We start from the raw sequence: 22,237 nt of genomic DNA on the forward strand, positions 1-22,237 counted from the left end.
CGCCCGCGCGGCCCGGGCGGCCCCGGTCGACGCGCCGCGGCGGAAGCCGGCGCGCCCGACCGGGACCGCCACAGGGGGCCGTGGAAAGGGGCGCGGGACCGGGGAGGGGAACCGGTTCTTCGGCCCGCACCCCGGTCGGCGATACGCGCCTACGCTCCCTCGTCCGGGGCGCCGCCCGCCGCCCGAGGCGTCTGCGCCGTCGCGAGGGCGACGGCCGGGTCACGGTCCGCAGGCCCCGCCGGGGACCATTGAACGCCCTCCTTGGCGTACGGCCACCAGCGACCGTCGGCGCCGAGCCGGAGCTGCGCCTCCGCACCCACGGCCGTCCACCGGGCGCCCGAGCGCCGCAGTACGGGCCGCTCGTCGTCCTCCCAGGCCTCCGCCAGCCGCGCGCCGGCCCGGACGAGTTCTTCCGCGTCCGGTGCCCACTCCTCCTCCAGTACGGAGAGGGCGGCGGCACCCCCGAGCCGCCACGCGCGCGTGGCCAGGTCCAGTTCCGCCGACGTCCTGCCGGAACCAGTGGCGAGTCGTGCCCTGATCCACGACACGGGCGAGCCCGCCGCGAGCCGTACGGCATCCTGGGCGGTCGTCAGCCGGGACCCGGCCGGATGCTCGCCGGCAGACCCGGACCCGGATACCGTCCATGACCCGGATACCGCCGATGACCCGGACCCGGACCCGGAGGTGGCCGAGGCCTCCGGGGACCCGAGCGCGGCGACCAGCATCCGGTGGGCACGGGCCGCCGCGTCCGCCGCGAGGAACTCCAGCGCGGTCGGGTCGACACCCGGCTCGGGATCGGTTTCCGTGTCCAGGCCGGGCGGTACGCCGGGGGAGGCGACGGCGACCGGAGGGGTGGGCAGCGGCGGGAGGAGGAACCCGTCCGCGTACGCCTCGGCCGCCGACACGCCCGGCATGCCACCCGCACCGGCCGGGGCGTTCGCCGCCGGCGTGTCGTCCCGGCTCCCGCCGCCGCGCGCCGACGCGCCGGAGGCACGCGCGGCACTGCGCGCCTGGAGCTGGTCGAGGAGGGTGCGTTCGCCGCGCCCCCGCATCAGCAGCAGGACGAAGGGGTCCTCGTCGAGCAGGCGCGCGACCAGGTAGCAGAGCGCCGACGTGTGGGGGCAGTGGTCCCAGGCCTCGCAGCCGCACTCCGGGTCGAGGTCGCCGATGCCGGGCAGCAGGTCGAGGCCGGCCGCCGCCGCGTCCTCCACCAGGTGGGGCGGCATCTCGCGGTCGAGGAGCGCGGCGATGTGCCCCGCGCTGTCCACGGCGAGGTCGAGCAGCCGCTCCCACTCGTCCTCGGAGAGCTCCCGCACGAGGACGTCGCTGCGGTACGCCGTACCGTCCCGGTCCTTGACGATCGCCGTGAGCCGCCCGGGCCGCACCGTCACGGCCCCCACGGCTCCCGCGCGCGCGTGCCGGCGTCCGGCCTTGAGCTGCACGTTGTCGAGCGCGGTGTCCTCCAGGGCCTTGAGCCAGGCCCGGCCCCACCAGGTCCGGGCGAACGCCGAGCCCTGCGTCGGCGGCAGCGCCGCGAACGTCCGCTCGTCGCCGCCGTGGCCACCGCCCGGCGCGCCACCGTGCCCGCCGAGGGAGCCGTCGGCGTGTCCGTACCCGGTCCCGTGCCCGGTGTCGCTCGTGTCGCTCATCGTCCGTCCCCTCGCAGTCGCACCAGCTCCGCCAGTTCGGCGTCGGTCAGTTCGGTCAGCTCCCGCGGGGCGTCCGAACCCGTCCCGAGCACGCTGTCCGCGAGCTCCTTCTTGCGGTCGAGCATGGCCGCGATCCGGTCCTCGACCGTGCCCTCGGCGATGAGGCGGTGCACCTGGACCGGGCGATCCTGCCCGATCCGGTACGCGCGGTCGGTGGCCTGCGCCTCGACGGCGGGGTTCCACCAGCGGTCGTAGTGCACGACGTGCTCGGCCCGGGTGAGGTTGAGCCCCGTCCCGGCGGCCTTCAGGGAGAGGAGGAAGACGGGGACGTCACCGTCCTGGAAGCGGGCGACCATCGCCTCCCGCTCGGCGACCGACGTGCCGCCGTGCAGGAACTGCGTCCGCACGCCCCGCGCCGCCAGGTGCGTCTCCAGGAGCCGGGCCATCCCCACGTACTGGGTGAAGACCAGGGTGCGCGCCCCTTCGGCGAGGATCGTGTCGAGCAGCTCGTCGAGCAGCTCCAGCTTGCCCGAGCGGCCCTCGATCCTCGGCCGCTCCTCCTTGAGGTACTGGGCGGGATGGTTGCAGATCTGCTTGAGCGCGGTCAGCAGCTGCATGACGAGGCCCCGGCGCTCCATGCCGTCGGCGGCGGCGATCGCCTCCAGGGTCTCCCGCACCACCGCCTCGTACAGTCCGGCCTGCTCCGGCGTCAGGGAGACGGCGCGGTCGGTCTCCGTCTTCGGCGGCAGTTCGGGCGCGATGCCGGGGTCGGACTTGCGGCGGCGCAGCAGGAACGGGCGGACGAGGGCGGCGAGGCGTTCGGCGGCGGCCGGGTCCGCACCGCCCTCGACGGCGGTGGCGAACCGGGTCCGGAACGCACCCAGGCTGCCGAGCAGCCCCGGTGTGGTCCAGTCGAGGATCGCCCACAGCTCCGAAAGGTTGTTCTCCACGGGCGTGCCGGACAGCGCCACGCGTGCGCGTGCCCCGATGGTCCGCAACTGCCTGGCCGTCGCCGAGTACGGGTTCTTGACGTGCTGCGCCTCGTCCGCGACGACGAGCCCCCAGTTCCGCGCGGCGAGCCGCTCGGCGTCGAGCCGCATGGTGCCGTACGTGGTGAGGACGAACCCGCCGTCGGCGAGCTCCTCCAGGTCGCGGGTGGCGCCGTGGAAGCGGCGGACCGGAGTGCCGGGCGCGAACTTCTCGATCTCCCGCTGCCAGTTGCCCATGAGGGAGGTGGGGCAGACGACGAGCGTGGGGCCCGCGGAGGCCGGGTCGGTCTGCCGGTGCAGGTGGAGTGCGATGACGGTGATCGTCTTGCCGAGGCCCATGTCGTCGGCGAGGCAGCCGCCGAGGCCGAGCGAGGTCATCCGGTGGAGCCAGTCGAGCCCGCGCAGCTGGTAGTCCCGCAGGGTCGCGGTGAGCGCGGCGGGCTGAGTGATCTCGGGCCGGCCGCCGTCGGGGTCGGCCAGCCGCTCCCGCAGCCGCTCCAGCCATCCGGTCGCCGCCACTTCGACGGCGCGCCCGTCGACCTCGGTCGTTCCGGTGAGAACGGCCGCGAGGGCGTCGACCGGGGTCACCTTGCGGTCCTGCTGCGTCCTCGCCCGGCGCACCTCGGCAGGGTCGACGAGGACCCAGCGGTCGCGCAGCCGGACGAGCGGCCGTCCGGCCTCGGCGATGCCGTCGAGCTCGGCCCGGGTCAGCTCGTGGTCGCCGACGGCGAAGCGCCAGTGGAAACCGAGCAGGGCGTCCGCGGACAGGAAGGAGGGGAGGGACGAGGAGAAGGACGCGGCGGAGGGCGAGGAGTCGGACGGGGAGGAGTCGGAGGAGGGTTCGGACGGGGAGGCGGACCAGGGGAAGGCGGTGGGGTGGTCACCCGCCCCCTCCCGGCCCGCGTCCGCGGGGCCGATCGTCGCGCTGGCGGTCAGCCGGTCCGAGAGTTCGCGCGGCCAGTGGACCTGGACGCCCGTCGCCGCGAGGGCGAGGGCGGCCGGTCCCAGGAGTTCCGCGACCTCCTCGTCGGCGAGTTCGACGGTGTCGGGGACGGCCGCGGAGAGCAGCGGGGCCAGCGGGGGCCAGGCGCGCGCCGCGCGCCGCAGGGCGAGCAGCGCGTCCATGCGGGCGCGTGGCCCGAAGGCCGCTCCCGTAGGGCCGGAGCCCGCCCAGACCTCCGCCGCGTCGGCGACGAGGGTCGGGTCGGCGACGCCGTGCAGCTGGAGCACCGCGCGGAAGGCCGGCGCGTCGTGTGCCTCGGCGGTGAAGCCGGGCAGTTCGAGGCGGAGCGAGAGCCGGACCCCCGCGTTGTGCACGGCCGCCACATCGGCGGCCCACACCCGCTGTTCGGGGATCGGCTGTGGCTCGTCGGCGGCGAAGGCGGGGCCGCCGGCCGCCAGCGAAGCGGCCGGGGTACGGGGGAGGGTGTCCGCGACCGCGTCCACGAAGGCGCGGAGCAGCGCCTCGGGCTCGGGCAGCAGCAGCGGTTCGTCCGGGGACAGCGGAACGGCGTGGGCCACGGGGGGCATCGACGCGGCGAGCGTGCGGAGTTCCGCCAGCTCCCGCGGACCGAGCGGGCCGACGCGCCAGGCGTCCAGGTCCCCGGCGGTGAGGCCGGGCAGGAGGAGGCCGCGGGAGGCGAGGTCGAGGGCGAGGAGCGACGCGGCGCCCCAGAAGGCCGCGGCCGGAGAAGCGGTGTCCGAGAACCGCGCGCGGAGGAGCAGCGGCAGCGCGTCCCGTACGGACACGGTGCAGGCGGGGACGGCCACGGCCTGGAGGTCGTCCTCGTCCACGACCGTCAGCTCGACGTGCGGCGATGCCTCGACCGGCAGGGCCTCGCCCTCCGGTGACCAGAAGGCGATCCGGCCGGCGCGGGGCGGATCGGCGGGAAGGAAGACGGCGGCGTGGCGGGCGAGTGCGGCGGAGTGCCCGAGGGCGGTCTCCTGAACGGGAGGCGGAGTGGGAGCGGGTTCGCGGGCCGAGTCATGGGGTCCGTGCGACAGCGACAACGCATTCCTCAAATTTGACTACCTGGGGACCGAGCGGCCGAGGCTACCTGACCGTCCGGTCTTGACGCGCCATCATCCCGCGTGATCCGCCTCACAGTCGACGGGGGTAGGGCTGGCCCCACCCCCGTCCCCGGGATCGCCCCCTCCTGGGGACGGGTGGTGACGCCATGGCCCCGGGTGATCACGGATCCGTACGTTCTCGGTAGGCGCCCAGCGGCCGAACGCGAGCCGAGCCGGGAGGCCCTGCCCCGTCCGACAGAAACCGGAGCCCCACATGTCCCAGGCCACCGTCCTGCCCCCGGCCGCCGCGCCGCCCGTGGCGCTCCCCTCCGCCACCACTGCTTCCTCCGCCACCACCGTTCCCACCGTCACCACCGGGAAGCCCGGCCGCGCCAGGGGCGCCAGTGAGTTCACCCCGCTCCTGCGGACGGTCAGGGAACAGGGCCTGCTCGAACACCGCCCCGGTTGGTACGCCCGCGGCATCGCCGTCAACCTGCTCGGCATCGCCGCCGTCGTGGCGGGCCTCGCCCTGATCGGCCCGTCCTGGTGGGCGCTCCTGCTCGCCGTCCCCCTCGCCCTGCTGTCCGCCCGCGCCGCGTTCGTCGGCCACGACGCCGGCCACGCCCAGATCACCGCGGACCGCAGGGCGAGCAGGATCATCCAGCTCGTCCACGCCAACCTGCTCCTCGGCATGAGCCGCGAGTGGTGGAACGACAAGCACAACCGCCACCACGCCAACCCCAACCACCTCGACAAGGATCCGGACGTCGCCGCGGACATCCTCGTCTTCGCCGAGCACCAGACGACGGGCCGCACCGGCCTCCGCGGGTTCCTCACCCGCCACCAGGCCTGGCTCTTCTTCCCGCTGACGACGCTGGAGGGCATCGCGCTGAAGGTGTACGGCGTGCGGTCCCTGCTGGCGAAGGACGGCCCGTGCCGCACCCGCCGCGACCGGCTCGTCGAAGGCGGCCTGCTCCTCGCCCACTTCGCCGGCTACACGGCCCTGCTCCTCACCCTTCTCACCCCCGCCCAGGCCCTGGTCTTCGCGCTCGTCCACCAGATGCTCCTCGGCGTGCACCTGGGCATGGCCTTCGCCCCCAACCACAAGGGCATGGAGCGGCCGGACGAGCACGAGGACGGCGACAGCTGGGGCCATCTGCGCCGGCAGGTCCTCACCTCGCGCAACATCCGCGGCGGCGCGCTGACCGACTGGTTCCTCGGCGGGCTCAACTACCAGGTCGAGCACCACCTCTTCCCGAGCATGCCGCGCCCCCACCTCCGGCTGGCCCAGCCCGCCGTCAAGGCCCACTGCGCGGCGCTCGGCATCCCGTACACGGAGACGGGCTTCGTCGACTCGTACCGGCAGGCCCTCGGTCATCTGCACGAGGTCGGCGCGCCGCTCCGGGTCGAGGGCGCGGAGTAGGGCCGGGACCAGGCGCGATGTGATCATGGGTCCGGGGGTGGGCCCCGGCGACCCGATCGCGGTCGAACTGTCGGCGGAGCCGCACCTCCCGTTGGAGCGCGTCTGATCCCTCGGGCCCGCCCGAGGCCCCCGCTCACTCCTCCAGAGCGCAGGAGTCGACCACGTCACCGCCCGCCGGCCGCGCGATCGTGCGGTCCGCGGGCGGAGCCGTACCCTCCTCGACCCAGCGCGTCAGCGCGTCGAACGCGGAGCGGTAGCACGGCAGGATCGGACGCAGCCGGTCCGGATAGGTGTCGTACAGGCCGTCGGTGTGGGTCCCGCCCTGCACCGTGTAGTAGCGGTGCAGCCCGCCCCGCCCGCGCGCGTCGATCATCCCCGCGTACACGTCGGAGTCGGTGGCGATGGGCAGCAGGGTGTCGAGGTCGCCGTGCAGGGTGATGAGCGGCTTGCCGATCCGGCCGGTCAGCGCGACCTTCGCGACCGCGCGGTGGACCGCCGCCGGCCGGGAGGCGTAGTCGTACGAGGCGTCCGAGACACAGGGCGCGAGGATCTGCTCCACCGTGCCGCCGATGGCGGAGCCCGGGCAGGCGGGGTCGTACGAGGGGTCGAACTCGGCCCGGAACATCTTCTGCGTCAGTCCCCAGTACGCCTTCTCGTGGTACGGCCACAGGAAGCGCGAGCCGGGCGCGAAGCCCGCCGCGATCAGGTCTTCGTCGGTGGCCAGGCCCTGGGACCTGGCCACCGTGACCGGCAGGCTGGTCAGGAGGTTGGGGCCGCGGGTGGTCCAGAGCACGCCCTCCCAGTCGACCCCGCCGTCGTACAGCTCGGGCCGGTTCTCCAGCTGCCAGCGCGTCAGGTAGCCGGCGTTGGAGATGCCCGTCATGTACGTGCGCCCGGGGGCCTTCCCGTACCGCTGCCGCACGGCCTTCTTGGCGGCCCGCGTCAGTTCGGTCACCCGACGGTTCCACTCGGCGACCGCGTCGCCCGGAGCCTGCCCGTCGGTGAAGAAGTTCGGGCCGGTGTTGCCCTTGTCCGTGGCCGCGTAGGCGAAGCCCTGCGCGAGGACCCGGTCGGAGATGAGCGCGTCCGTCGAGTACTGGCGCCGCGTGCCCGGCGCGCCGGTGACGACGAGCCCGCCGTTCCAGTGGTCGGGCAGCCGGATCACGAACTGCGCGTCGTGCGACCAGCCGTGGGTGGCGTTGAACCGCGAGTCGTCGGGGAAGTAGCCGTCGATCTGCACGCCCGGCACGCCCGAGGGGTTACGGGTCCCCTTCGCGGCCAGACCCGCCTGGTCCGCCATGTCGGTGTACGGCGTGCCGGCCAGCCCCGCCGTCGTCAGGTCCGCCAGGCACGCGGTCTGCTGGAACTCGGCACCGGGCACATGGAGACGGTCCTGCCGCGCGCAGTGCGCGGCGGCGCCCGTTTCGGCCCCGGCGGGGCTCGCGGGAGCGAGGACGGTGACCCCGGTCAGCAGCGCGGCGAACAGGGAGACGCCTGGGAACAGGCGCATGATGGGCCTCCGAGGGGACGACGTGACGTGTACAGCGCCACATCGTGCGGCGCGCCCCCACCGCTGGACCATGGTTTGGAACCACACCCCGGGCCGTCGCCTCATGTGGGGTGCCGAAGGGGTGCCGGTCGCCAGGCGGGCACTCGTTACGCTGCGGGGATGGAGATTCCCACGACGGACGAGATCCGCGCGCTGCACCTGAAGTACGCGCCCGACGAAGCGGCCTTCGAGCGCGTCTTCACCCACTGCGAGATCGTGTGGAAGGTGGCCCAGCAGTTGCTGCCGCGAGCGGACCGGGGCGTCGACCCCGAGCTCGTGCGCGCGGGATGCCTCCTCCACGACATCGGGGTCTACCGCCTGTACGACACCGACGGACGGCGCGACGGCCGGAGCTACCTCCTGCACGGGATGCTCGGCCACGACCTCCTCGCGTCCGAAGGGCTTCCGGAGGTGCTGTGCCGCTTCTGCTCGTGCCACACGGGTGTCGGCCTCACCAAGGAGGACGTCCTCAAGCAGGGCCTTCCCCTGCCCCCGGCCGACTACGTGGCGGTCACACCGGAGGAGCGCCTCGTGATGTACGCGGACAAGTTCCACAGCAAGAGCACGCCGCCGAGGTTCGTGTCCCCGGAGACGTACACGGTGGCCGTGAGCCGGTTCGGCGAGGACAAGGTAGCGGCGTTCGGGGCGCTGCGGACCGTGTTCGGCGACCCCGAACTCGACGGTCTCGCCGCCGCGTACGGGCACGCCGTGACCTGACGGGCCGGTGGTGTACGGCAGGCCGTGCCCCGACGTCGGCGTACGGCAGGCGTGACTCGACGTGCCGCACGCACCCTTCTGCAACGCTCAGGACGGGCGTACGGCCATCGCGGCGAGTCCTTCGAGGAGGGCGGCCAGCTGCGGGCTCCTGGGCACCGGCAGCACCTCGCGGGGCGCCTCGTCGAGGAGCACGAAGGCCATGTCGTCGGACCGGGCGGCCAGCGACCAGCCGGGGCCGTCCGCGCGGAGCACGCACGGACCGTCCTTCGGATCGGCGTCGGCCCGGACCCGCCCGATCGGCGGCGCCTCCTCCAGGTAGCCGCCGAGTTCCGCCAAGGCACGCCTGACACCGTCGTACGGGTCGGGGCCGCCGGCGGGGGACGACGCGTCGGCCTCCGAGGACCGGACTCCCGGCGCCCCGGTGCCACCCGTTCCCGCCCGGTCGTCGGATGCTTCCTGATGCGATGTCGGCCGGTCGGGGGATGCTTCCCCGCCGTCCGCCCCCGCCCGGTCCGCGGGTGCTTCGTCATCGTCCGTCCGGGACCGCCAGGCGGCCCACTGGAGCGCCACCTCGTCGGCGCCCAGACGGCGCTGGGCCGGTCCCCACTCCGTGCCGGAGGGCGGGACCAGCGGGTCGGGGTCGCCGGCCTGCGGCTCCGGGTCGTGCGGGGCCGGCACGCCGGGGGCGCGGCTGGCCAGGTCGAGCGGCCAGCCCGGCAGGCCGGTCACCACCGAACGCTCGTCGGGCGACAGGTCGTACGCCATGCCGCAGTCCCAGGAGGAGATGGCGACGGCGACGAGCGACACGTCGTCGACGACCACCGTCCACCGCGCGCCGAGCCCGTCCTGGCCGAACACGAGCCCGTACCCCTCCGCGTACGGTTGGAGCCCCAGCGCGGCGCAGGCCGCCGGGTAGTCGTCCCCGAGCACGCTCAGGAAGCGCTCGGGCGTCAGCAGTGCCGCGGTCAGCACGAACAACGCGTCCGCGTCGCCCTCGGCCCCTGCCTCGGCGATCGGGTCCGTCCCAGCCACGGCAGCCTCCCCATCCGGTCGTCGGCGCACCTTAACCAGTGAGTAACCCGCGCGTCGAGGGCTCCGCCATGGAACCTCGCCCCCTGGGGTCCCGCCGGTCAGGCGTCTCCCACAGGCCGGTGCGGCGCCTCCGCACGCAGGCCGAGCAGGGAACGGGCCACGGCGCCCGGTGTCTCGTTCCGCTCCCGCGCGAGGGTGAGGACGGCCCGGCAGGCCAGCTCGTTGACGCCGAAGGTGAGCATGCCGGGCGAGACCCAGCTCGCGGCCTCCTCCGCGCGGGCCGGGTCGTCCTCGGCGCACGCCGCCACGTACACGGCCGCCGCTTCGAACAGGTTGTGCCCCTGCCGGGCGCGCGGCGGCGCCGGCGCGGCGGCCGAGGGGGCCCGCCGTGCGGAGGGGAGGAGTCTGCGCAGTCTTTCCGGTACTCGTGCCACGGCCCGCCGCCTCTCCCGGGCACGACTGCCCGGCATGTCCACGGTAGACAGTGAAGTGCCGTGACAGAAGGGCGCGTTGGCACCCGCGATCCAGGAGCGGCGCCGGAGCCGGGAAGGTCACTCGGGGACGGGCGGCTCAGGCCTCGCGTACGGCCAGGGCCAGGTAGCGCGTGTCCTCGTCGACGTAGCTGACGAGCCGCCAGCCGGCTTCGGCGAGCACCGGGCGCAGCCGGGGCTCGGCGCGGAGGTCGTCCGGTGTGATCTGCCGGCCGTGACGGGCCGCGAGGGCGGCTCGGCCGATCGGGTGGAAGAGCGCCAGTCGGCCGCCGGGACGGACGACGCGGGCCAGTTCGCGCAGGTCGGCGACCGGGTCGGCCAGGTGGGAGACGAGTCCCGCGCCGAACACGGCGTCCAGGGCGCCGTCGCGCACCGGGAGCCGGCCGACGTCCGCGAGCAGCAGGGCCGCGGTCCCGTCCGCACCGCCGTTCCCGTCCCCGTCGCTCACGACGTTCCGGCCGCCGCGACCGGCCAGGACGGCCTGCTCGAGCATTTCCGGGGTGAGGTCGGCGCCCAGTACGGTGCCGGTGGGGCCGACGGCGGCACGGAGCGGCGGGAGGGCCCGGCCGGTCCCGCAGCCGGCGTCGAGCACGGCGTCCCCGGGGCGCAGGACCAGCTCTCCGACGGCGGCGGCGTACGCGGGTCCGTCGTCCGGGAACCGGCTGTCCCAGTCGGCGGCCCGGGCGCCGAAGAACTCTCGTACGTGTGTGGGGTCATCGCTCATGCGCTCATGATCGCGCACTCGGAGGGGTGAACGTTCTGTGTCCACGTTCGAGCTCGGCGTGATCGTTCGGGACCATCTCTCTGTCATATTCCATCAGCTTTCGAAATGCGCCCCTGGTGCGCCCCCCGTTGCGCACTAGCGTCCCGGAGCCATGGGACACCTGGACCACGCCACCTTCGGCTGGCTGACACCCGTGCTGTCGTACGCGATGGCCTGCATCGGCGCCGCCCTCGGGCTGCGCTGCACCGTACGGGCGCTCGACGCGACCGGACGGTCACGGCGGAACTGGCTGCTCACCGCCGCCTCCGCGATCGGCACCGGCATCTGGACGATGCACTTCGTCGCGATGCTCGGCTTCGGCGTCACCGGCACCGACATCCGGTACGACGTGCCGCTCACCATCCTCAGCCTCGTCATCGCGATGGCCGTCGTCGGCGTCGGGGTGTTCGCCGTCGGCTACGGACGGGACCGGGTCCGCTCGCTCCTGATCGGCGGACTGACCACGGGCATCGGCGTGGCGAGCATGCACTACATGGGCATGGCCGCCCTCCGGCTCCACGGCCGGGTCACGTACGACCCCGTCCTCGTCGCCCTCTCGGTCCTGATCGCGGTCGTCGCCGCCACCGCGGCGCTGTGGGCGGCCCTCAACATCCACGCGCCCGCCGCGGTCGCCGTCGCCTCGCTCGTGATGGGCGCGGCCGTCAGCAGCATGCACTACACCGGGATGCTCGCGGTGGGCGTCGAGGTCGTCCCCTCCGCCCAGGTCCTCTCCGGGGCCACGGTCATGCAGTTCGTCTTCCCGCTCGCCGTCGGCCTCGGCTCGTACCTCTTCATCACCTCCGCCTTCGTGGCCCTGTCCCCGACGGCCAGGGAGCGCGCCGCGTACGCCTCCGCCGGGCGCCTGACCGAACCGGACGAGCGCGCCGTGGACGTCGCACCGCCCGGTTTCCGCACCGCCGAACCCGCCGCCCGGACCACGACGAACTGACCTCACGCCCACGAACTGGCCCCGCACCCACGACCGATCCCCCCGGACCTCCACGAGTCGGCCGGCACCCACGACCGAACCGGCCCCCACAGCCGGTGCCGCACCCACGACCGACCCCACCTCCCACCCCGCACCACCACCGCGCACGACCCACCGCACCAGAGCACGAAGCAGCCGGAACGAGGAGGCCATGCGAACTCCCCGCAAGACCAAGGGCGCCGAGGCCACACCGCCTCAGGCCGCCGCACGCGGGCGGCGCGCACACGCCGGGCCGCCCGCCGACGAGCCGGAGCCGCACACCCCGGACGCCGCCGCGACCACGGGCCGCACGCCCGCCGAGGGACCCTCCACCGAGACGCCTGCCAGGCCCTCCGCCCGGCACGCCGACCCGGCCGGGCCGCAGGGCGACCCGCGTTCCGACTCCGCCGCGGGCCCCGCCTCAGCGAGCCGCGCTCCAGGGAGCCGGGCCTCCGCGAATGCCGCCTTCGGGGGCCTCTCCGGCGCGCCCGGCCCGCACGGTGCCGAGGGTCGGCACGTGCGCCACGGCCTGCGCCCCCGCACGGTCCGCGCCAAGATCGTGTCGCTCCTGATGGTCCCGGTCGTCTCGCTCCTCGCCCTGTGGGGATTCGCCACCGTCACCACCGCTCAGGACGTCGTCGAACTCCGCCGCCTCCAGCGCGTCGACGCCGAGATCCGCGAGCCCGTGTCCGCCGCCCTCGCCGCCCTCCAGGACGAACGGCGCGCCGCCGTACGACAGGTCGCGGCACCCGGCGCCGCCAGGGCCGCCGAGCTCAAGGACCGGATCCGCCGCACGGACGAGGCCGTGGACCGGCTCCGCCTGGACGACACCCACACCGTCGGCGACACCGGGGACCTGCCCGACGAGGTCGCGGGCCGGGTCGGCGCCTTCGTCGGCAGGGTCGAGGGGCTCGCCAAGCTCCGCACCGCGGCGACCGAGGGCCGGGCCGACTGGGACCAGGTGTACGAGGAGTACACCCGTGCCGTCTCCGCGGCCTTCGCCGTCGGCGGCGCCCTCGCCGGCATCCAGGACGGCGGGCAGGGGTCCGACGCGCGCGTACTCCTCGAATTCGGCACGGCCGGCGAGATGCTCTCGCGCGAGGACGCCCTCCTCACCTCCGCCCATCTCACCGGCCTGCTCACCGACGACAGGCTCCGTGCCTTCTCCGGCGCCGTCGACATCCGGCGCACCCTCATCGCCTCGGCCACCGCCGACCTGCCCGCCGACGCCCGCGCCGACTGGGCCGCGCTCGCCGGCGGCGGCGACCACGCCCGGCTGACGCGGGCCGAGGACCGCGTCGCCGCCGCGAGCCCCGGCCGCCCCGCGGCCCAGGCGGTCACCTCGGCCGACTGGGACGACACCCTCGTCGCCGTACGCCGTGGACTCACCGCGATCGAGACCGACGCCCGCACCGCGGCGGCCGACCGTGCCGACCCGTTCGGCGGCGGCGCCCTCAGCGCCGGTGGCGCCGCCGTCGTCCTCGGCCTCGCCGCCGTCGCCGCCTCCCTCGTCATCTCCGTCCGGATCGGCCGAGGCCTCGTCGTCGAGCTCGTGAGCCTCCGCAACACCGCCCTCGGCATCGCCCGGCGCAAACTCCCCTCCGCCATGCGCCGGCTGCGCGCGGGCGAGGAGATCGACGTCCAGGCGGAGGCCCCGCCGGGGCCCGTCTCCCAGGACGAGATCGGCCAGGTCGGCGAGGCCCTCACCACCGTCCACCGCGCGGCGCTGTCCGCCGCCGTCGAACGCGCCGAACTCGCCAGCGGCATCTCGGGCGTCTTCGTCAACCTCGCCCGCCGCAGCCAGGTCCTCGTCCACCGCCAGCTCAACCTCCTGGACAGCATGGAGCGGCGCGCCGACGACCCCAACGAGCTCGGGGACCTCTTCCGCCTCGACCACCTCACCACCCGCATGCGGCGCCACGCCGAGAGCCTGATCATCCTCTCCGGCGCCGCACCTGGCCGGGCCTGGCGCATGCCCGTTCCCCTGACCAACGTCGTCCGGGCCGCCGTCTCCGAAATCGAGGACTACGCGCGCGTGGAGGTGCGCAGACTGCCCGAGACGGCCGTCGTCGGCGGTGCCGTCGCCGACCTCACCCACCTCCTGGCCGAACTCATCGAGAACGCCGCGCAGTTCTCCCCGCCCCACACCAAGGTGCGCGTCAGCGGCGAGCCCGTCGGCAACGGATACGCCCTGGAGATCGAGGACCGGGGGCTCGGCATGGGCAAGGAGACCCTCGCCGAGGCCAACGACCGCATCGCCCGGTCCGAGGCGCTCGACCTCTTCGACAGCGACCGCCTCGGCCTCTTCGTCGTCAGCAGGCTCTCCGCCCGCCACGACATCAAGGTCCACCTCCGGACCTCCCCGTACGGCGGCACCACGGCCGTCGTCCTGCTCCCCACAGACCTGCTCCAGGGCGCACTCCCGCCCGGCCGCGGCACACCCGCGACCGGCCCGGGCCCCGACGGCCCGCACACCCGGGGCGCGCACGCCGCCGACCCGCGGACGCCGGGCTCCGGCGCGGCGGACCGGGCCGCCGGTGACCCGCGGAAGGACAGCGCGCGCGCCGCGCGGGAACACGACGAGGCACAGCGCGCCGAGGCCCGCCGCTTCGGCCGGCCGCCGGGACCGCGTACGCCGGAGCAGGCCGGGCCGCCCACCCCGGCCGCCCCCGCGCTCGAGAAGGGTGCCCCGATGCGGCCCGTCGGCCCCCCTGTGGGTCCCGTCGTGGCACCGCGCCGGAGCGACCCGCGGCCACCGACCGGTGCACGGCCCGGAAGCACGCCCCCCGGAGCGGACGGATCCCGGCCTTCCCGGACGTCGTCCCCGCCACCGGCCGTGCCTTCGCCCCGCCCGCAGCCGTTGCCGCGCCCGACCGCCGTGCCCGCGCTGGCCGCGGGACCCGACACCGGGAACCCGCCCGCCGAGGTCACCGCGCTGCGCCCGCGGGGCGCCGCCGTACCGCCGTCGCCGGGGGAGCGCCCGCCCGGCGCGCCCGCCGGTCCCGCCGGACCCGAAGGCCACGACGAACCCGGGGCCGGACTGCCCCGCCGGGTACGCCAGGCGAGCCTCGTCCCGCAGCTGCGCGAGGCGCCCGCCCCGGAGCCCGTCGCCGTCCCGGCCGCCGCGGCGGACCCCCGGACGCCGGAACGGGTCAGGGACCGGATGGCGGCCTACCAGGACGGATGGCAGCGGGGCGGCGGCGCCGCGCCCGGCAGCCGCCGCCCCCTCGGAACCGGCATCGGCGGAGATCCCGGCACCGGATCCGCCACCGGCCCCGGCACGGATCCCCGGACGACGCCGGGGCAGCAAGCCGGCCCGCACACGAGCCCGTCCCCGCGCGCGTACCCGGGCCAAACCGCGGGCCCCCACCCGGACCCGTCCCGGAATCCTTCTCGGACTCGGGCTCAGGATCCGCCCCAGGGACCGTCCCTGAGCACCGACTTCGGCACCGTTCACCACCTCGGCCACGGCCACGGCACGGCACCCCTCGACGATCCCCGCACCGAAGGAGACGACGCATGATCGACCACGAGAGGATCTCCCACCACCGCTCCGGCGAGCTCGACTGGTTGCTCGACGACCTCGGCATGCGGGTCCGCGAGGTCCGCCACACCGTGGTGCTCTCCAACGACGGCCTCGCCGTCGGCGCGTCCAGCGGGCTCAGCCGCGAGGACGCCGAGCACCTGGCCGCCATCGCCTCCGGCTTCCACAGCCTCGCGAAGGGCGCGGGCCGCCAGTTCCACACCGGCGGGGTCCGCCAGACGATGGTCGAGATGGACGACGGCTTCCTCTTCGTCGCCGCCGCGGGGGACGGCTCCTGCCTCGCCGTCCTGAGCTCCGCGAACGCCGACATCGGCCTCATCGCGTACGAGATGGCCCGCCTGGTCAAACGCGTCGGCGAGCACCTGCACACCCCGCCGCGGCTCACGATGACACCGCCGGCCGCCGGCTGACCCGGAGAAACCCATGAACGAGGACAGCACCGGCGGCCCCTCGGTGCCGGGCAGTCAGTGGTACGACGCCGACGCCGGACCACTCGTCCGCCCGTACGCGATGACCGGCGGCCGCACCAAGCCGGGGCCCAGCAACGTACGGTTCGACCTCATCGCCCTCGTCGTCGTGGACGACGACCCGCCGGGACCGGCGGACGAGACCCTCCTCGGGCCCGAGCACCGGTCCCTGCTCGCCCTCTGCCGGGCCGAGACCCAGTCGGTGGCCGAACTCGCCGCCGACGCCGACCTCCCCGTCGGCGTCGTCCGGGTCCTCCTCGGCGACCTCCTCGAATCGGGCTTCGTACGCGTCAGCAGGCCCGTACCGCCCGCACAGCTCCCTGACGAAAGAATCCTGAGGGAAGTAATCGATGGCCTACGAGCGCTCTGAAAGAACCGGCGCGGGCGACGAGGCGGACACCTCCGCCCTCGCCCTGAAGATCCTCGTCGCCGGCGGATTCGGCGTGGGCAAGACGACACTCGTCGGCGCGGTCAGCGAGATACGGCCCCTGCGCACCGAGGAACAGCTCAGCCGCGCCGGCCAGACGGTCGACGACACCGGGGGCGTCGACCAGAAGACCACCACGACCGTCGCCATGGACTTCGGCCGCATCACGATCCGCTCCGGACTCTCCCTCTACCTCTTCGGGACGCCGGGACAGGACCGGTTCTGGTTCCTCTGGGACGAACTCTCCCAGGGCGCCCTGGGAGCCGTCGTCCTCGCCGACACCCGCCGCCTGGAGGACTGCTTCCCGGCGGTCGACTACTTCGAGCACCGGAAAATCCCCTTCGTCGTCGCCGTCAACTGCTTCACGGGCGCGCGTACGTACGGCGCGGCCGACGTCTCCCACGCCCTCGACCTCGACCGCGGCACCCCCGTCGTCCTGTGCGACGCCCGCGACCGCGACTCCGGCAAGGAAGTGCTCATCCGGCTCGTCGAGTACGCGGGCCGGATGCACACCGCGCGACTCCTGGACACCGTCGGCTGACCCCGGCCGCACGCCCCTCCGGTACGCGCGGGGGCGGTGGGTGCTTGCCCTGTTCACGACAGTGCGTAAGGCTTGCGGCGATACGGCGGACCACGGCGGCGCGGGGACCACGGGAATCCGGGTCGACGGGGGACGCACCACCCAGGGGGAGGAACACCGATGGCATTGGACAAGGGCCTGGACTGGCTCCTCGACGACCTGACCCAGCGGGTCGGGTACATACGGCACGCGCTGGTGCTGTCCAACGACGGTCTGGTGACCGGTGCGAGCAGTGGGCTCGTGCGAGAGGACGCCGAGCACCTGGCGGCCGTCTCCTCCGGCCTGCACAGCCTCGCCCGGGGCTCGGGCCGGCACTTCAGGGCGGGCCGGGCCCGGCAGACGATGGTCGAGTTCGACGAAGCGCTGCTCTTCGTGACGGCGGCGGGCGAGGGCAGCTGCCTGTGCGTCCTGAGCGCGGCGGAGGCGGACGTCGGTCAGGTGGCCTACGAGATGACCCTGCTGGTCAACCGCGTCGGCGAGCACCTCGGCGTGGCCGCCCGACAGCCCGGCCTGCCGGGCGACGCGCTCTGACACCGGGGCTGCGAAGACCGGTACTCGGTACTCCACCCGGTCCGGCACCGTCCGAGGGCGGTCGACCGTAGGACGCTCTCCGTGGGGTGGTGGTCCACCGGGTGGTGCCCGCAGAGGGTCGTCCACAGGAGTTGTCCACAGGTCGTGCGAGTGTCGTCACTCTGCGTTACTTTCTCGTTGTGGGTCCGAGGGATCCGCGACACGCGAGAGAACAGCGACGCACGGGGGAGGGCCACACGATGACGGTGGACGAAGGAACGCGCACGGTCGCACCGGCGCGGGCCGCACAGGAACTGGAACTGAGGCGCGACGAGTTCCGGCTCGCGGTCCAGCTCGGGCTGGTGAGGACGGTGCCGACGGGCGAGGGCGGACGGAGGCGTGTCGAGCGGTGCGAGCTCGACCGCCTCAGGGCAGCGCCCGACTTCCCCGCCGGCCTGCGCGACCGCGTGCGCACGGTCGGCACCGGGGAGGCGGCCGACCTCCTGTCGATCACCCCGGAGCGCTTCACCAGGCTGGCTCGCACGGGGTACCTCAGCCCCGTGCGGTTCACCCTGAACCGCTACCGCGCGGTGGTCTGGACGTACCTCGCCGAGGAGGTCACCGACTTCGGCCGCCGATGTCCGGCCCTGCTCGCCGGACGACTTCCGCTCGACCTCCGCGAACGCCTCGCCGCGCACGAGGACCGGCGGCCCAGGAACTGGCGTTCCCGCCGGATCGGCCTCCTGCTCCGCGCCACGGACGACCCGTGGGCCCGCGCCGCCGCCATCGCGTCCCTCCTCGACCCCGTCCAGCTGGCCGAAGTCGTCGACGACCCCTACGAGCGCGCCCACCTGGACCGGCTGCGACCGCCACCGCCGTCCGGGATGCCCGTGGCCGCCGCCGCGCACGACATCGCCGAGCGGCTCACGCGCGCGGACGAGCCCGACGAGATCCTCTGGCACCGGATGAGCCTGGCCCTGGCCCTGGACGAAGCACGCGCCCGCCGGTCGGCCCCGTATCCCGGCGATTCCCCCGAGACCTCCGGCGCTGTTACTGGTGTCACCGGCGTCAGTGGCGTCATCGGCGGCATCGCGATGACCACAGTGACCGCCGCCACCGTGGCTCCGAGTCCCGTGGCGACGTCGGGTTCGGTCGCTGCTTCGGAACCTGCTTGGGCTCCGGTCAAGGCTCTGGATCAGGTCACAGCCCTGACCCCGGTCGCCGTCTCGGACCCTGCTTCGATCCCGGCATCGGCATCGGCATCAGCCCCGGCTCCGGCCCCGGACTCAGCCTCAGCCTCGGGCTCGGCTCCGGCACCGGCCCGGAGTTCGGCCCTGAGTTCGGCCGAGACCGAGTTCGGGGAGCCGACGACAGCTCCGGCCGACGAGTGGACCCGTGCCCTCACGCCCGGCCTCGTGGTCCGGCGGGCGCGGAGGGCGGATCCCGGGGACGCCACGAGGATGCCGGCGGTGCCGCCCCTTCCTCCGGCACCGCCCACCGTCGCGCCGCCGGTACCTCAGCACGGCTCGCCGCCGGAGCCGTTTGCGCCGTCGCCCGACCGGCCGCCGGGTCGTCCGGCGCGGACGCGGCTTCTCGATCGGCTGCGCCGGAGGAGGGGAGTCGACGGCGGGCGGAACCGCCGGGGGAAGCGGGCGGTGGACTGGCCCTGAGTCGGCCGGCCGGGGTGCGGCCGGGGCGGGGCGTGGGGAGGATGAGCCCATGCTGCTGGCCCAAGTCGCGGAGGTGTCCCGGGAGGTCGCCGCGGCCTCGGCGCGGTCCCGCAAGATCGGGCTGCTCGCCGAACTGTTCGCGGAGGCCGGGCCGGACGAGAGCCCGCTCGTCATCGCGTACCTGTCGGGCCGGCTCCCGCAGGGGCGCATCGGCGTCGGCTGGAGCGTGCTCAAGGACGTCGTCCCGCCGGCGGTTCCGCCCGCCGAGCGGGCCGGACTCACCCTCGACCGGGTGGACGCCGCGATGACGGAACTGGCCGCCGTCTCCGGTGCCGGGTCCAGGGCCGAGCGGGCCCGGCTCGTCCACGCGCTGTTCGCCGCCGCCACCCGCGGCGAACAGGAGCTCCTGGTGCGGCTGCTCATCGGGGAGGTGCGGCAGGGGGCCCTGGACGCCATCGCGCTGGAAGGCGTCGCCAGGGCGGCCACCGTGCCCGCCGCCGAGCTGCGGCGCGCGGTGATGCTCGAAGGGTCGCTGCCGCCGGTCGCCCAGGCGGTGCTCGCCGAGGGGGCTGCCGCCCTCGACCGGTTCACGCTGCGGGTCGGAGGGCCCGTGCAGCCCATGCTCGCCCACGCGGCGGGCTCGGTGAGCGAGGCGGTCGCGGCCCTGGGGCCGTCCGCCGTGGAGGAGAAACTCGACGGCTTCCGCATCCAGGTCCACCGACTCGGCGACGACGTCCGCGTCCACACCCGCTCGCTCGACGACATCACCGACCGCCTCCCCGAGGTCGTCGCGACCGCCAGGGCCGTGCCGGCGGACGGCTTCATCCTGGACGGCGAGGTCATCGCGCTCGACCCGGACACCGGGCGCCCCGTCCCCTTCCAGATCACCGCCTCCCGAGTCGGCTCCCGGACGGACGTGGCCGGCGCGCACGCCGCGGTCCCGCTGACACCCGTCTTCTTCGACGTCCTCGCGGTGGACGGCGAAGGCCTGATCGACCGCCCCGGTCGGGAACGGCACGAGGTCCTCGCCCGGCTGCTCCCCGAGTCCCACCGGGTCCGCCGCACCGTCGTCACCGACCCGGCCGACCCGGGGCAGATCGAGGCGGTTGAGAGGTTCTTCGCCGACACACTGGCACGCGGACACGAAGGCGTCCTCGTGAAGGCGCTGGAGGCGCCCTATGCGGCGGGCCGCCGGGGACGTACGTGGCTGAAGGTGAAGCCCGTCCACACGGTCGACCTCGTCGTCCTGGCCGTCGAGCGCGGCCACGGGCGCAGGACCGGGCTGCTGTCGAACCTCCACCTCGGCGCGCGCACCGCCGGAGGCGGGTTCGTCATGCTCGGCAAGACGTTCAAGGGACTCACCGACGAGATGCTGCGCTGGCAGACCGAGCACCTCGGCGGACTCGCCGAGTCGGACGACGGGTTCACGGTGCGGGTGCGGCCCGAACTCGTCGTGGAGATCGCCTACGACGGCCTCCAGCGATCGCCCCGCTACCCGGCCGGCGTCACCCTCCGCTTCGCCCGCGTCGTACGCCACCGGCCCGACAAGCCGGCCGCCGAGGCCGACACCGTCGACACGATCACCGGCCGGGGCTGAGGGGAGCGGGGCGTCCCTCGCGGGACGGCGTCCCGCGAGGGATGCTGGAGACGTGGCACGACGAGCGCCCGCGTACGACGACCACGTGGCACCACGAGCGACCGGCGGGCCGCGAGGAGATGAGCGACGTGTACGACTTGCACATCGACACCGACGTCACCGTGCAGCTGTGCGACTGCAGCCGGGAGGACGCCCAGACCGTCTTCGACGTCCTCGACAGCGTCTATGAGCTGGAGGACACGGCCACCCCGAATCCGCAGACGGCCACGGGACCCGCGCCCACCGTCTGGACGGCCACCTTCGACACGGCCGGCGGGCGGCACCAGGAGGTGGCTCCCACCCATCTGACCGCCCTGGTCGGCGCCACCCTCACCGGTGGGTACCGCGCCGTCGACGAGGTCCAGAAGGTCCTCGCCACGGGCTTCGACATCCAGTCCTCGCAGGCCGTCTCCGGCGACCAGGAGACCGAGGCCCGCCTGCTGCTCGCCTCCCGCTGAGCCGGCGGCACTGACACCCCGGACGGAGCGGACGGGCCCCGCCCGGGGTTCACGTGTGCCCGTGTGCCCGTGTGCCCGTGTGCCCGTGTGCCCGCGTGTCGGTGTGCCCGTGTGCCGGTGTGCCCGTGTGCCGGTGTGCCCGTGTGCCGGTTCGCCCGGTCGTCCGTTCTCCCGCCGTTCCCTTGCCCCTTGCTGCCTTGCCCCGTTCTCCCGCTTTCCCGTTCCTTCGTTCGCCCATGGGCCTTCGTGCCCATGGGCTCACTCGGCTGACCCCGCCGATGGCCTCGGTATACACCGTGTGTAGAGTTCGCGGCGGTCATGATCACCGTTTTGACCAGGCGGTTGTCGCGGCTGTACCGAAGCCACTACGGGGAAAGCGGGATCCACCATGTTCCGATCCAGGACGGGCCGACGCGGGGGAACGGCCACCGCCCTGCTCGCCGCCGCGGCGCTGATGCTGACGCTCGGTGCCTGCGGAGTCGACACGGTCACGCCGCAGGACGCCCGGGGCGAGGCGGGAACGGACGACAAGGCGGGTTCGACACCCCGTCGCGTCGACTGCGCCAAGGTGAAGTGCATCGCGCTCACCTTCGATGCGGGGCCGGGCGAGGACACCCCCAGGCTCCTCGACGTCCTCAAGCAGAAGCAGGTCCCGGCCACCTTCTTCCTTCTCGGCAGCAAGCACGTCAACCGCTACCCCGAGGTGGTCAAGCGGATCGCGGACGAGGGCCACGAGGTCGCCAACCACACCTGGAGCCACCGGATCCTGACCGACCTCGACGCCGCCGAGGTGCGCGACGAGCTGTCGCGCACCCAGGACGCCGTCGAGAAGCTCACCGGCCGCAAGCCCACCCTCATGCGCCCGCCGCAGGGCAGGACCGACGACACGGTGTCCGAGGTCAGCCGGGAGCTCGGGCTCGCGCAGGTCCTCTGGAGCATCACGGCCAAGGACTACTCCACCACCGACTCGGCCCTCATACGGAAGCGTGTCCTCGAGCAGGCGCACGGAGACGGGATCATCCTCCTCCACGACATATACGACGGGACGGTCCCGGCCGTCCCCTCGATCATCGACGAGCTCAAGCTGCGCGGCTTCACCTTCGTGACGGTGCCGGAGCTCCTCGCCCCCGGGAAGGCCGAGCCGGGCGCCGTCTACCGCCCCGAGCGGGACTGAGAGCACCTGCCGAAACGGGGTGAGGTGACTCACATCGCCCACCGGGGACCTCTCGGAACATTCGGGAGAGGTCTACCGTTCATACATATGTGACTGCGAAGGGGCCCGGTCCCCAAGGTCCCCCCCGGAGGTGACCGCTCTTCGTCGTCACGGCGATCGGCCCCGGTTGGAATCCCCCGTC

18 protein-coding genes are annotated in these 22,237 nt (G+C 74.3%); 12 read left to right on the forward strand and 6 right to left on the reverse strand.

Going from position 1 to position 22,237, the window contains the following annotated elements:
- Window positions 1–149: 149 nt before the first annotated feature.
- Entirely contained in the window at window positions 150–1,649 is a 1,500-nt protein-coding gene (locus ACIQFX_RS08140; protein ID WP_402459978.1) for an SWF or SNF family helicase, read from the reverse strand.
- Complete coding sequence (locus ACIQFX_RS08145; protein ID WP_402459979.1) at window positions 1,646–4,648, reverse strand: SNF2-related protein; 3,003 nt, start codon at window positions 4,646–4,648, stop codon at window positions 1,646–1,648. The genes ACIQFX_RS08140 and ACIQFX_RS08145 overlap by 4 nt, the downstream gene beginning before the upstream one ends.
- A gap of 274 nt (window positions 4,649–4,922) precedes the next feature.
- On the opposite strand from ACIQFX_RS08145, the gene ACIQFX_RS08150 reads away from it, so the two are divergent.
- Window positions 4,923–6,071, forward strand: a complete 1,149-nt coding sequence (locus ACIQFX_RS08150) for a fatty acid desaturase family protein (protein ID WP_402459981.1) — start codon at window positions 4,923–4,925, stop codon at window positions 6,069–6,071.
- Between the two features lie 133 nt (window positions 6,072–6,204).
- Here ACIQFX_RS08150 and ACIQFX_RS08155 read toward each other — a convergent pair whose 3' ends face one another.
- Window positions 6,205–7,581: a tannase/feruloyl esterase family alpha/beta hydrolase gene (locus ACIQFX_RS08155; RefSeq protein WP_402459983.1), complete on the reverse strand. Its 1,377-nt coding sequence runs from the start codon at window positions 7,579–7,581 to the stop codon at window positions 6,205–6,207.
- Between the two features lie 159 nt (window positions 7,582–7,740).
- Here ACIQFX_RS08155 and ACIQFX_RS08160 point away from each other — a divergent pair, with 159 nt between their 5' ends.
- Window positions 7,741–8,337, forward strand: a complete 597-nt coding sequence (locus ACIQFX_RS08160; RefSeq protein WP_402459985.1) for an HD domain-containing protein — start codon at window positions 7,741–7,743, stop codon at window positions 8,335–8,337.
- An 87-nt stretch (window positions 8,338–8,424) separates the two neighbouring features.
- Here the strand turns inward: ACIQFX_RS08160 and ACIQFX_RS08165 are convergent, their stop codons facing one another.
- The 3 genes from ACIQFX_RS08165 to ACIQFX_RS08175 form a co-directional block, all read right to left on the reverse strand.
- Window positions 8,425–9,369, reverse strand: a complete 945-nt coding sequence (locus ACIQFX_RS08165) for a hypothetical protein (protein ID WP_402459987.1) — start codon at window positions 9,367–9,369, stop codon at window positions 8,425–8,427.
- Window positions 9,370–9,467: 98 nt separating this feature from the next.
- Window positions 9,468–9,803 carry a hypothetical protein gene (locus ACIQFX_RS08170; RefSeq protein ID WP_402459989.1) on the reverse strand — a complete coding sequence of 112 codons (336 nt, stop codon included), beginning with the start codon at window positions 9,801–9,803 and terminating at the stop codon, window positions 9,468–9,470.
- 136 nt (window positions 9,804–9,939) lie between these two features.
- Window positions 9,940–10,584 carry a class I SAM-dependent methyltransferase gene (locus ACIQFX_RS08175; RefSeq protein WP_402459991.1) on the reverse strand — a complete coding sequence of 215 codons (645 nt, stop codon included), beginning with the start codon at window positions 10,582–10,584 and terminating at the stop codon, window positions 9,940–9,942.
- Window positions 10,585–10,735: 151 nt separating this feature from the next.
- On the opposite strand from ACIQFX_RS08175, the gene ACIQFX_RS08180 reads away from it, so the two are divergent.
- From ACIQFX_RS08180 to ACIQFX_RS08225, 10 genes are all read left to right on the forward strand, one after another.
- Window positions 10,736–11,572, forward strand: a complete 837-nt coding sequence (locus tag ACIQFX_RS08180; protein ID WP_402459993.1) for an MHYT domain-containing protein — start codon at window positions 10,736–10,738, stop codon at window positions 11,570–11,572.
- A 190-nt stretch (window positions 11,573–11,762) separates the two neighbouring features.
- Window positions 11,763–15,113 (forward strand): nitrate- and nitrite sensing domain-containing protein, encoded by a 3,351-nt coding sequence (locus tag ACIQFX_RS08185; protein WP_402459995.1) that lies wholly within the window; start codon window positions 11,763–11,765, stop codon window positions 15,111–15,113.
- The gene (locus ACIQFX_RS08190; RefSeq protein ID WP_402459998.1) at window positions 15,110–15,544 is read left to right on the forward strand and encodes a roadblock/LC7 domain-containing protein; all 435 of its coding nucleotides are present in this window, start codon (window positions 15,110–15,112) and stop codon (window positions 15,542–15,544) included. The genes ACIQFX_RS08185 and ACIQFX_RS08190 overlap by 4 nt, the downstream gene beginning before the upstream one ends.
- Before the next feature lie 13 nt (window positions 15,545–15,557).
- Window positions 15,558–15,971: a DUF742 domain-containing protein gene (locus tag ACIQFX_RS08195; RefSeq protein ID WP_402460000.1), complete on the forward strand. Its 414-nt coding sequence runs from the start codon at window positions 15,558–15,560 to the stop codon at window positions 15,969–15,971.
- On the forward strand, window positions 15,952–16,569 hold the full coding sequence (locus ACIQFX_RS08200; RefSeq protein WP_402460002.1) for a GTP-binding protein: 618 nt from the start codon (window positions 15,952–15,954) through the stop codon (window positions 16,567–16,569). Before ACIQFX_RS08195 ends, ACIQFX_RS08200 begins: the two co-directional genes overlap by 20 nt.
- A 159-nt stretch (window positions 16,570–16,728) precedes the next feature.
- Entirely contained in the window at window positions 16,729–17,139 is a 411-nt protein-coding gene (locus ACIQFX_RS08205) for a roadblock/LC7 domain-containing protein (RefSeq protein ID WP_402460005.1), read from the forward strand.
- Between the two features lie 239 nt (window positions 17,140–17,378).
- Window positions 17,379–18,788, forward strand: a complete 1,410-nt coding sequence (locus ACIQFX_RS08210) for a DUF6397 family protein (protein WP_402460009.1) — start codon at window positions 17,379–17,381, stop codon at window positions 18,786–18,788.
- Between the two features lie 49 nt (window positions 18,789–18,837).
- A complete protein-coding gene (locus tag ACIQFX_RS08215) occupies window positions 18,838–20,385 on the forward strand; it encodes an ATP-dependent DNA ligase (RefSeq protein ID WP_402460011.1) in 1,548 nt (515 codons plus the stop codon).
- A 41-nt stretch (window positions 20,386–20,426) separates the two neighbouring features.
- Window positions 20,427–20,882 (forward strand): hypothetical protein, encoded by a 456-nt coding sequence (locus ACIQFX_RS08220; RefSeq protein ID WP_402460014.1) that lies wholly within the window; start codon window positions 20,427–20,429, stop codon window positions 20,880–20,882.
- Window positions 20,883–21,270: 388 nt separating this feature from the next.
- A complete protein-coding gene (locus ACIQFX_RS08225) occupies window positions 21,271–22,056 on the forward strand; it encodes a polysaccharide deacetylase family protein (RefSeq protein WP_402460016.1) in 786 nt (261 codons plus the stop codon).
- Window positions 22,057–22,237 lie beyond the last annotated feature (181 nt).

Origin of the sequence: Streptomyces sp. NPDC093089 (genome assembly GCF_044754405.1) — a bacterium.
GTDB lineage: Bacteria > Actinomycetota > Actinomycetes > Streptomycetales > Streptomycetaceae > Streptomyces.

Coding starts and splice junctions, on each gene's coding strand:
- ACIQFX_RS08140 (WP_402459978.1), bottom strand. CDS start 1,649: ATGAGCGACACGAGCGACACCGGGCACGGGACCGGGTACGGACACGCC.
- ACIQFX_RS08150 (WP_402459981.1), top strand. CDS start 4,923: ATGTCCCAGGCCACCGTCCTGCCCCCGGCCGCCGCGCCGCCCGTGGCG.
- ACIQFX_RS08155 (WP_402459983.1), bottom strand. CDS start 7,581: ATGCGCCTGTTCCCAGGCGTCTCCCTGTTCGCCGCGCTGCTGACCGGG.
- ACIQFX_RS08160 (WP_402459985.1), top strand. CDS start 7,741: ATGGAGATTCCCACGACGGACGAGATCCGCGCGCTGCACCTGAAGTAC.
- ACIQFX_RS08175 (WP_402459991.1), bottom strand. CDS start 10,584: ATGAGCGATGACCCCACACACGTACGAGAGTTCTTCGGCGCCCGGGCC.
- ACIQFX_RS08180 (WP_402459993.1), top strand. CDS start 10,736: ATGGGACACCTGGACCACGCCACCTTCGGCTGGCTGACACCCGTGCTG.
- ACIQFX_RS08185 (WP_402459995.1), top strand. CDS start 11,763: ATGCGAACTCCCCGCAAGACCAAGGGCGCCGAGGCCACACCGCCTCAG.
- ACIQFX_RS08190 (WP_402459998.1), top strand. CDS start 15,110: ATGATCGACCACGAGAGGATCTCCCACCACCGCTCCGGCGAGCTCGAC.
- ACIQFX_RS08195 (WP_402460000.1), top strand. CDS start 15,558: ATGAACGAGGACAGCACCGGCGGCCCCTCGGTGCCGGGCAGTCAGTGG.
- ACIQFX_RS08200 (WP_402460002.1), top strand. CDS start 15,952: ATGGCCTACGAGCGCTCTGAAAGAACCGGCGCGGGCGACGAGGCGGAC.
- ACIQFX_RS08205 (WP_402460005.1), top strand. CDS start 16,729: ATGGCATTGGACAAGGGCCTGGACTGGCTCCTCGACGACCTGACCCAG.
- ACIQFX_RS08210 (WP_402460009.1), top strand. CDS start 17,379: ATGACGGTGGACGAAGGAACGCGCACGGTCGCACCGGCGCGGGCCGCA.
- ACIQFX_RS08215 (WP_402460011.1), top strand. CDS start 18,838: ATGCTGCTGGCCCAAGTCGCGGAGGTGTCCCGGGAGGTCGCCGCGGCC.
- ACIQFX_RS08220 (WP_402460014.1), top strand. CDS start 20,427: ATGCTGGAGACGTGGCACGACGAGCGCCCGCGTACGACGACCACGTGG.
- ACIQFX_RS08225 (WP_402460016.1), top strand. CDS start 21,271: ATGTTCCGATCCAGGACGGGCCGACGCGGGGGAACGGCCACCGCCCTG.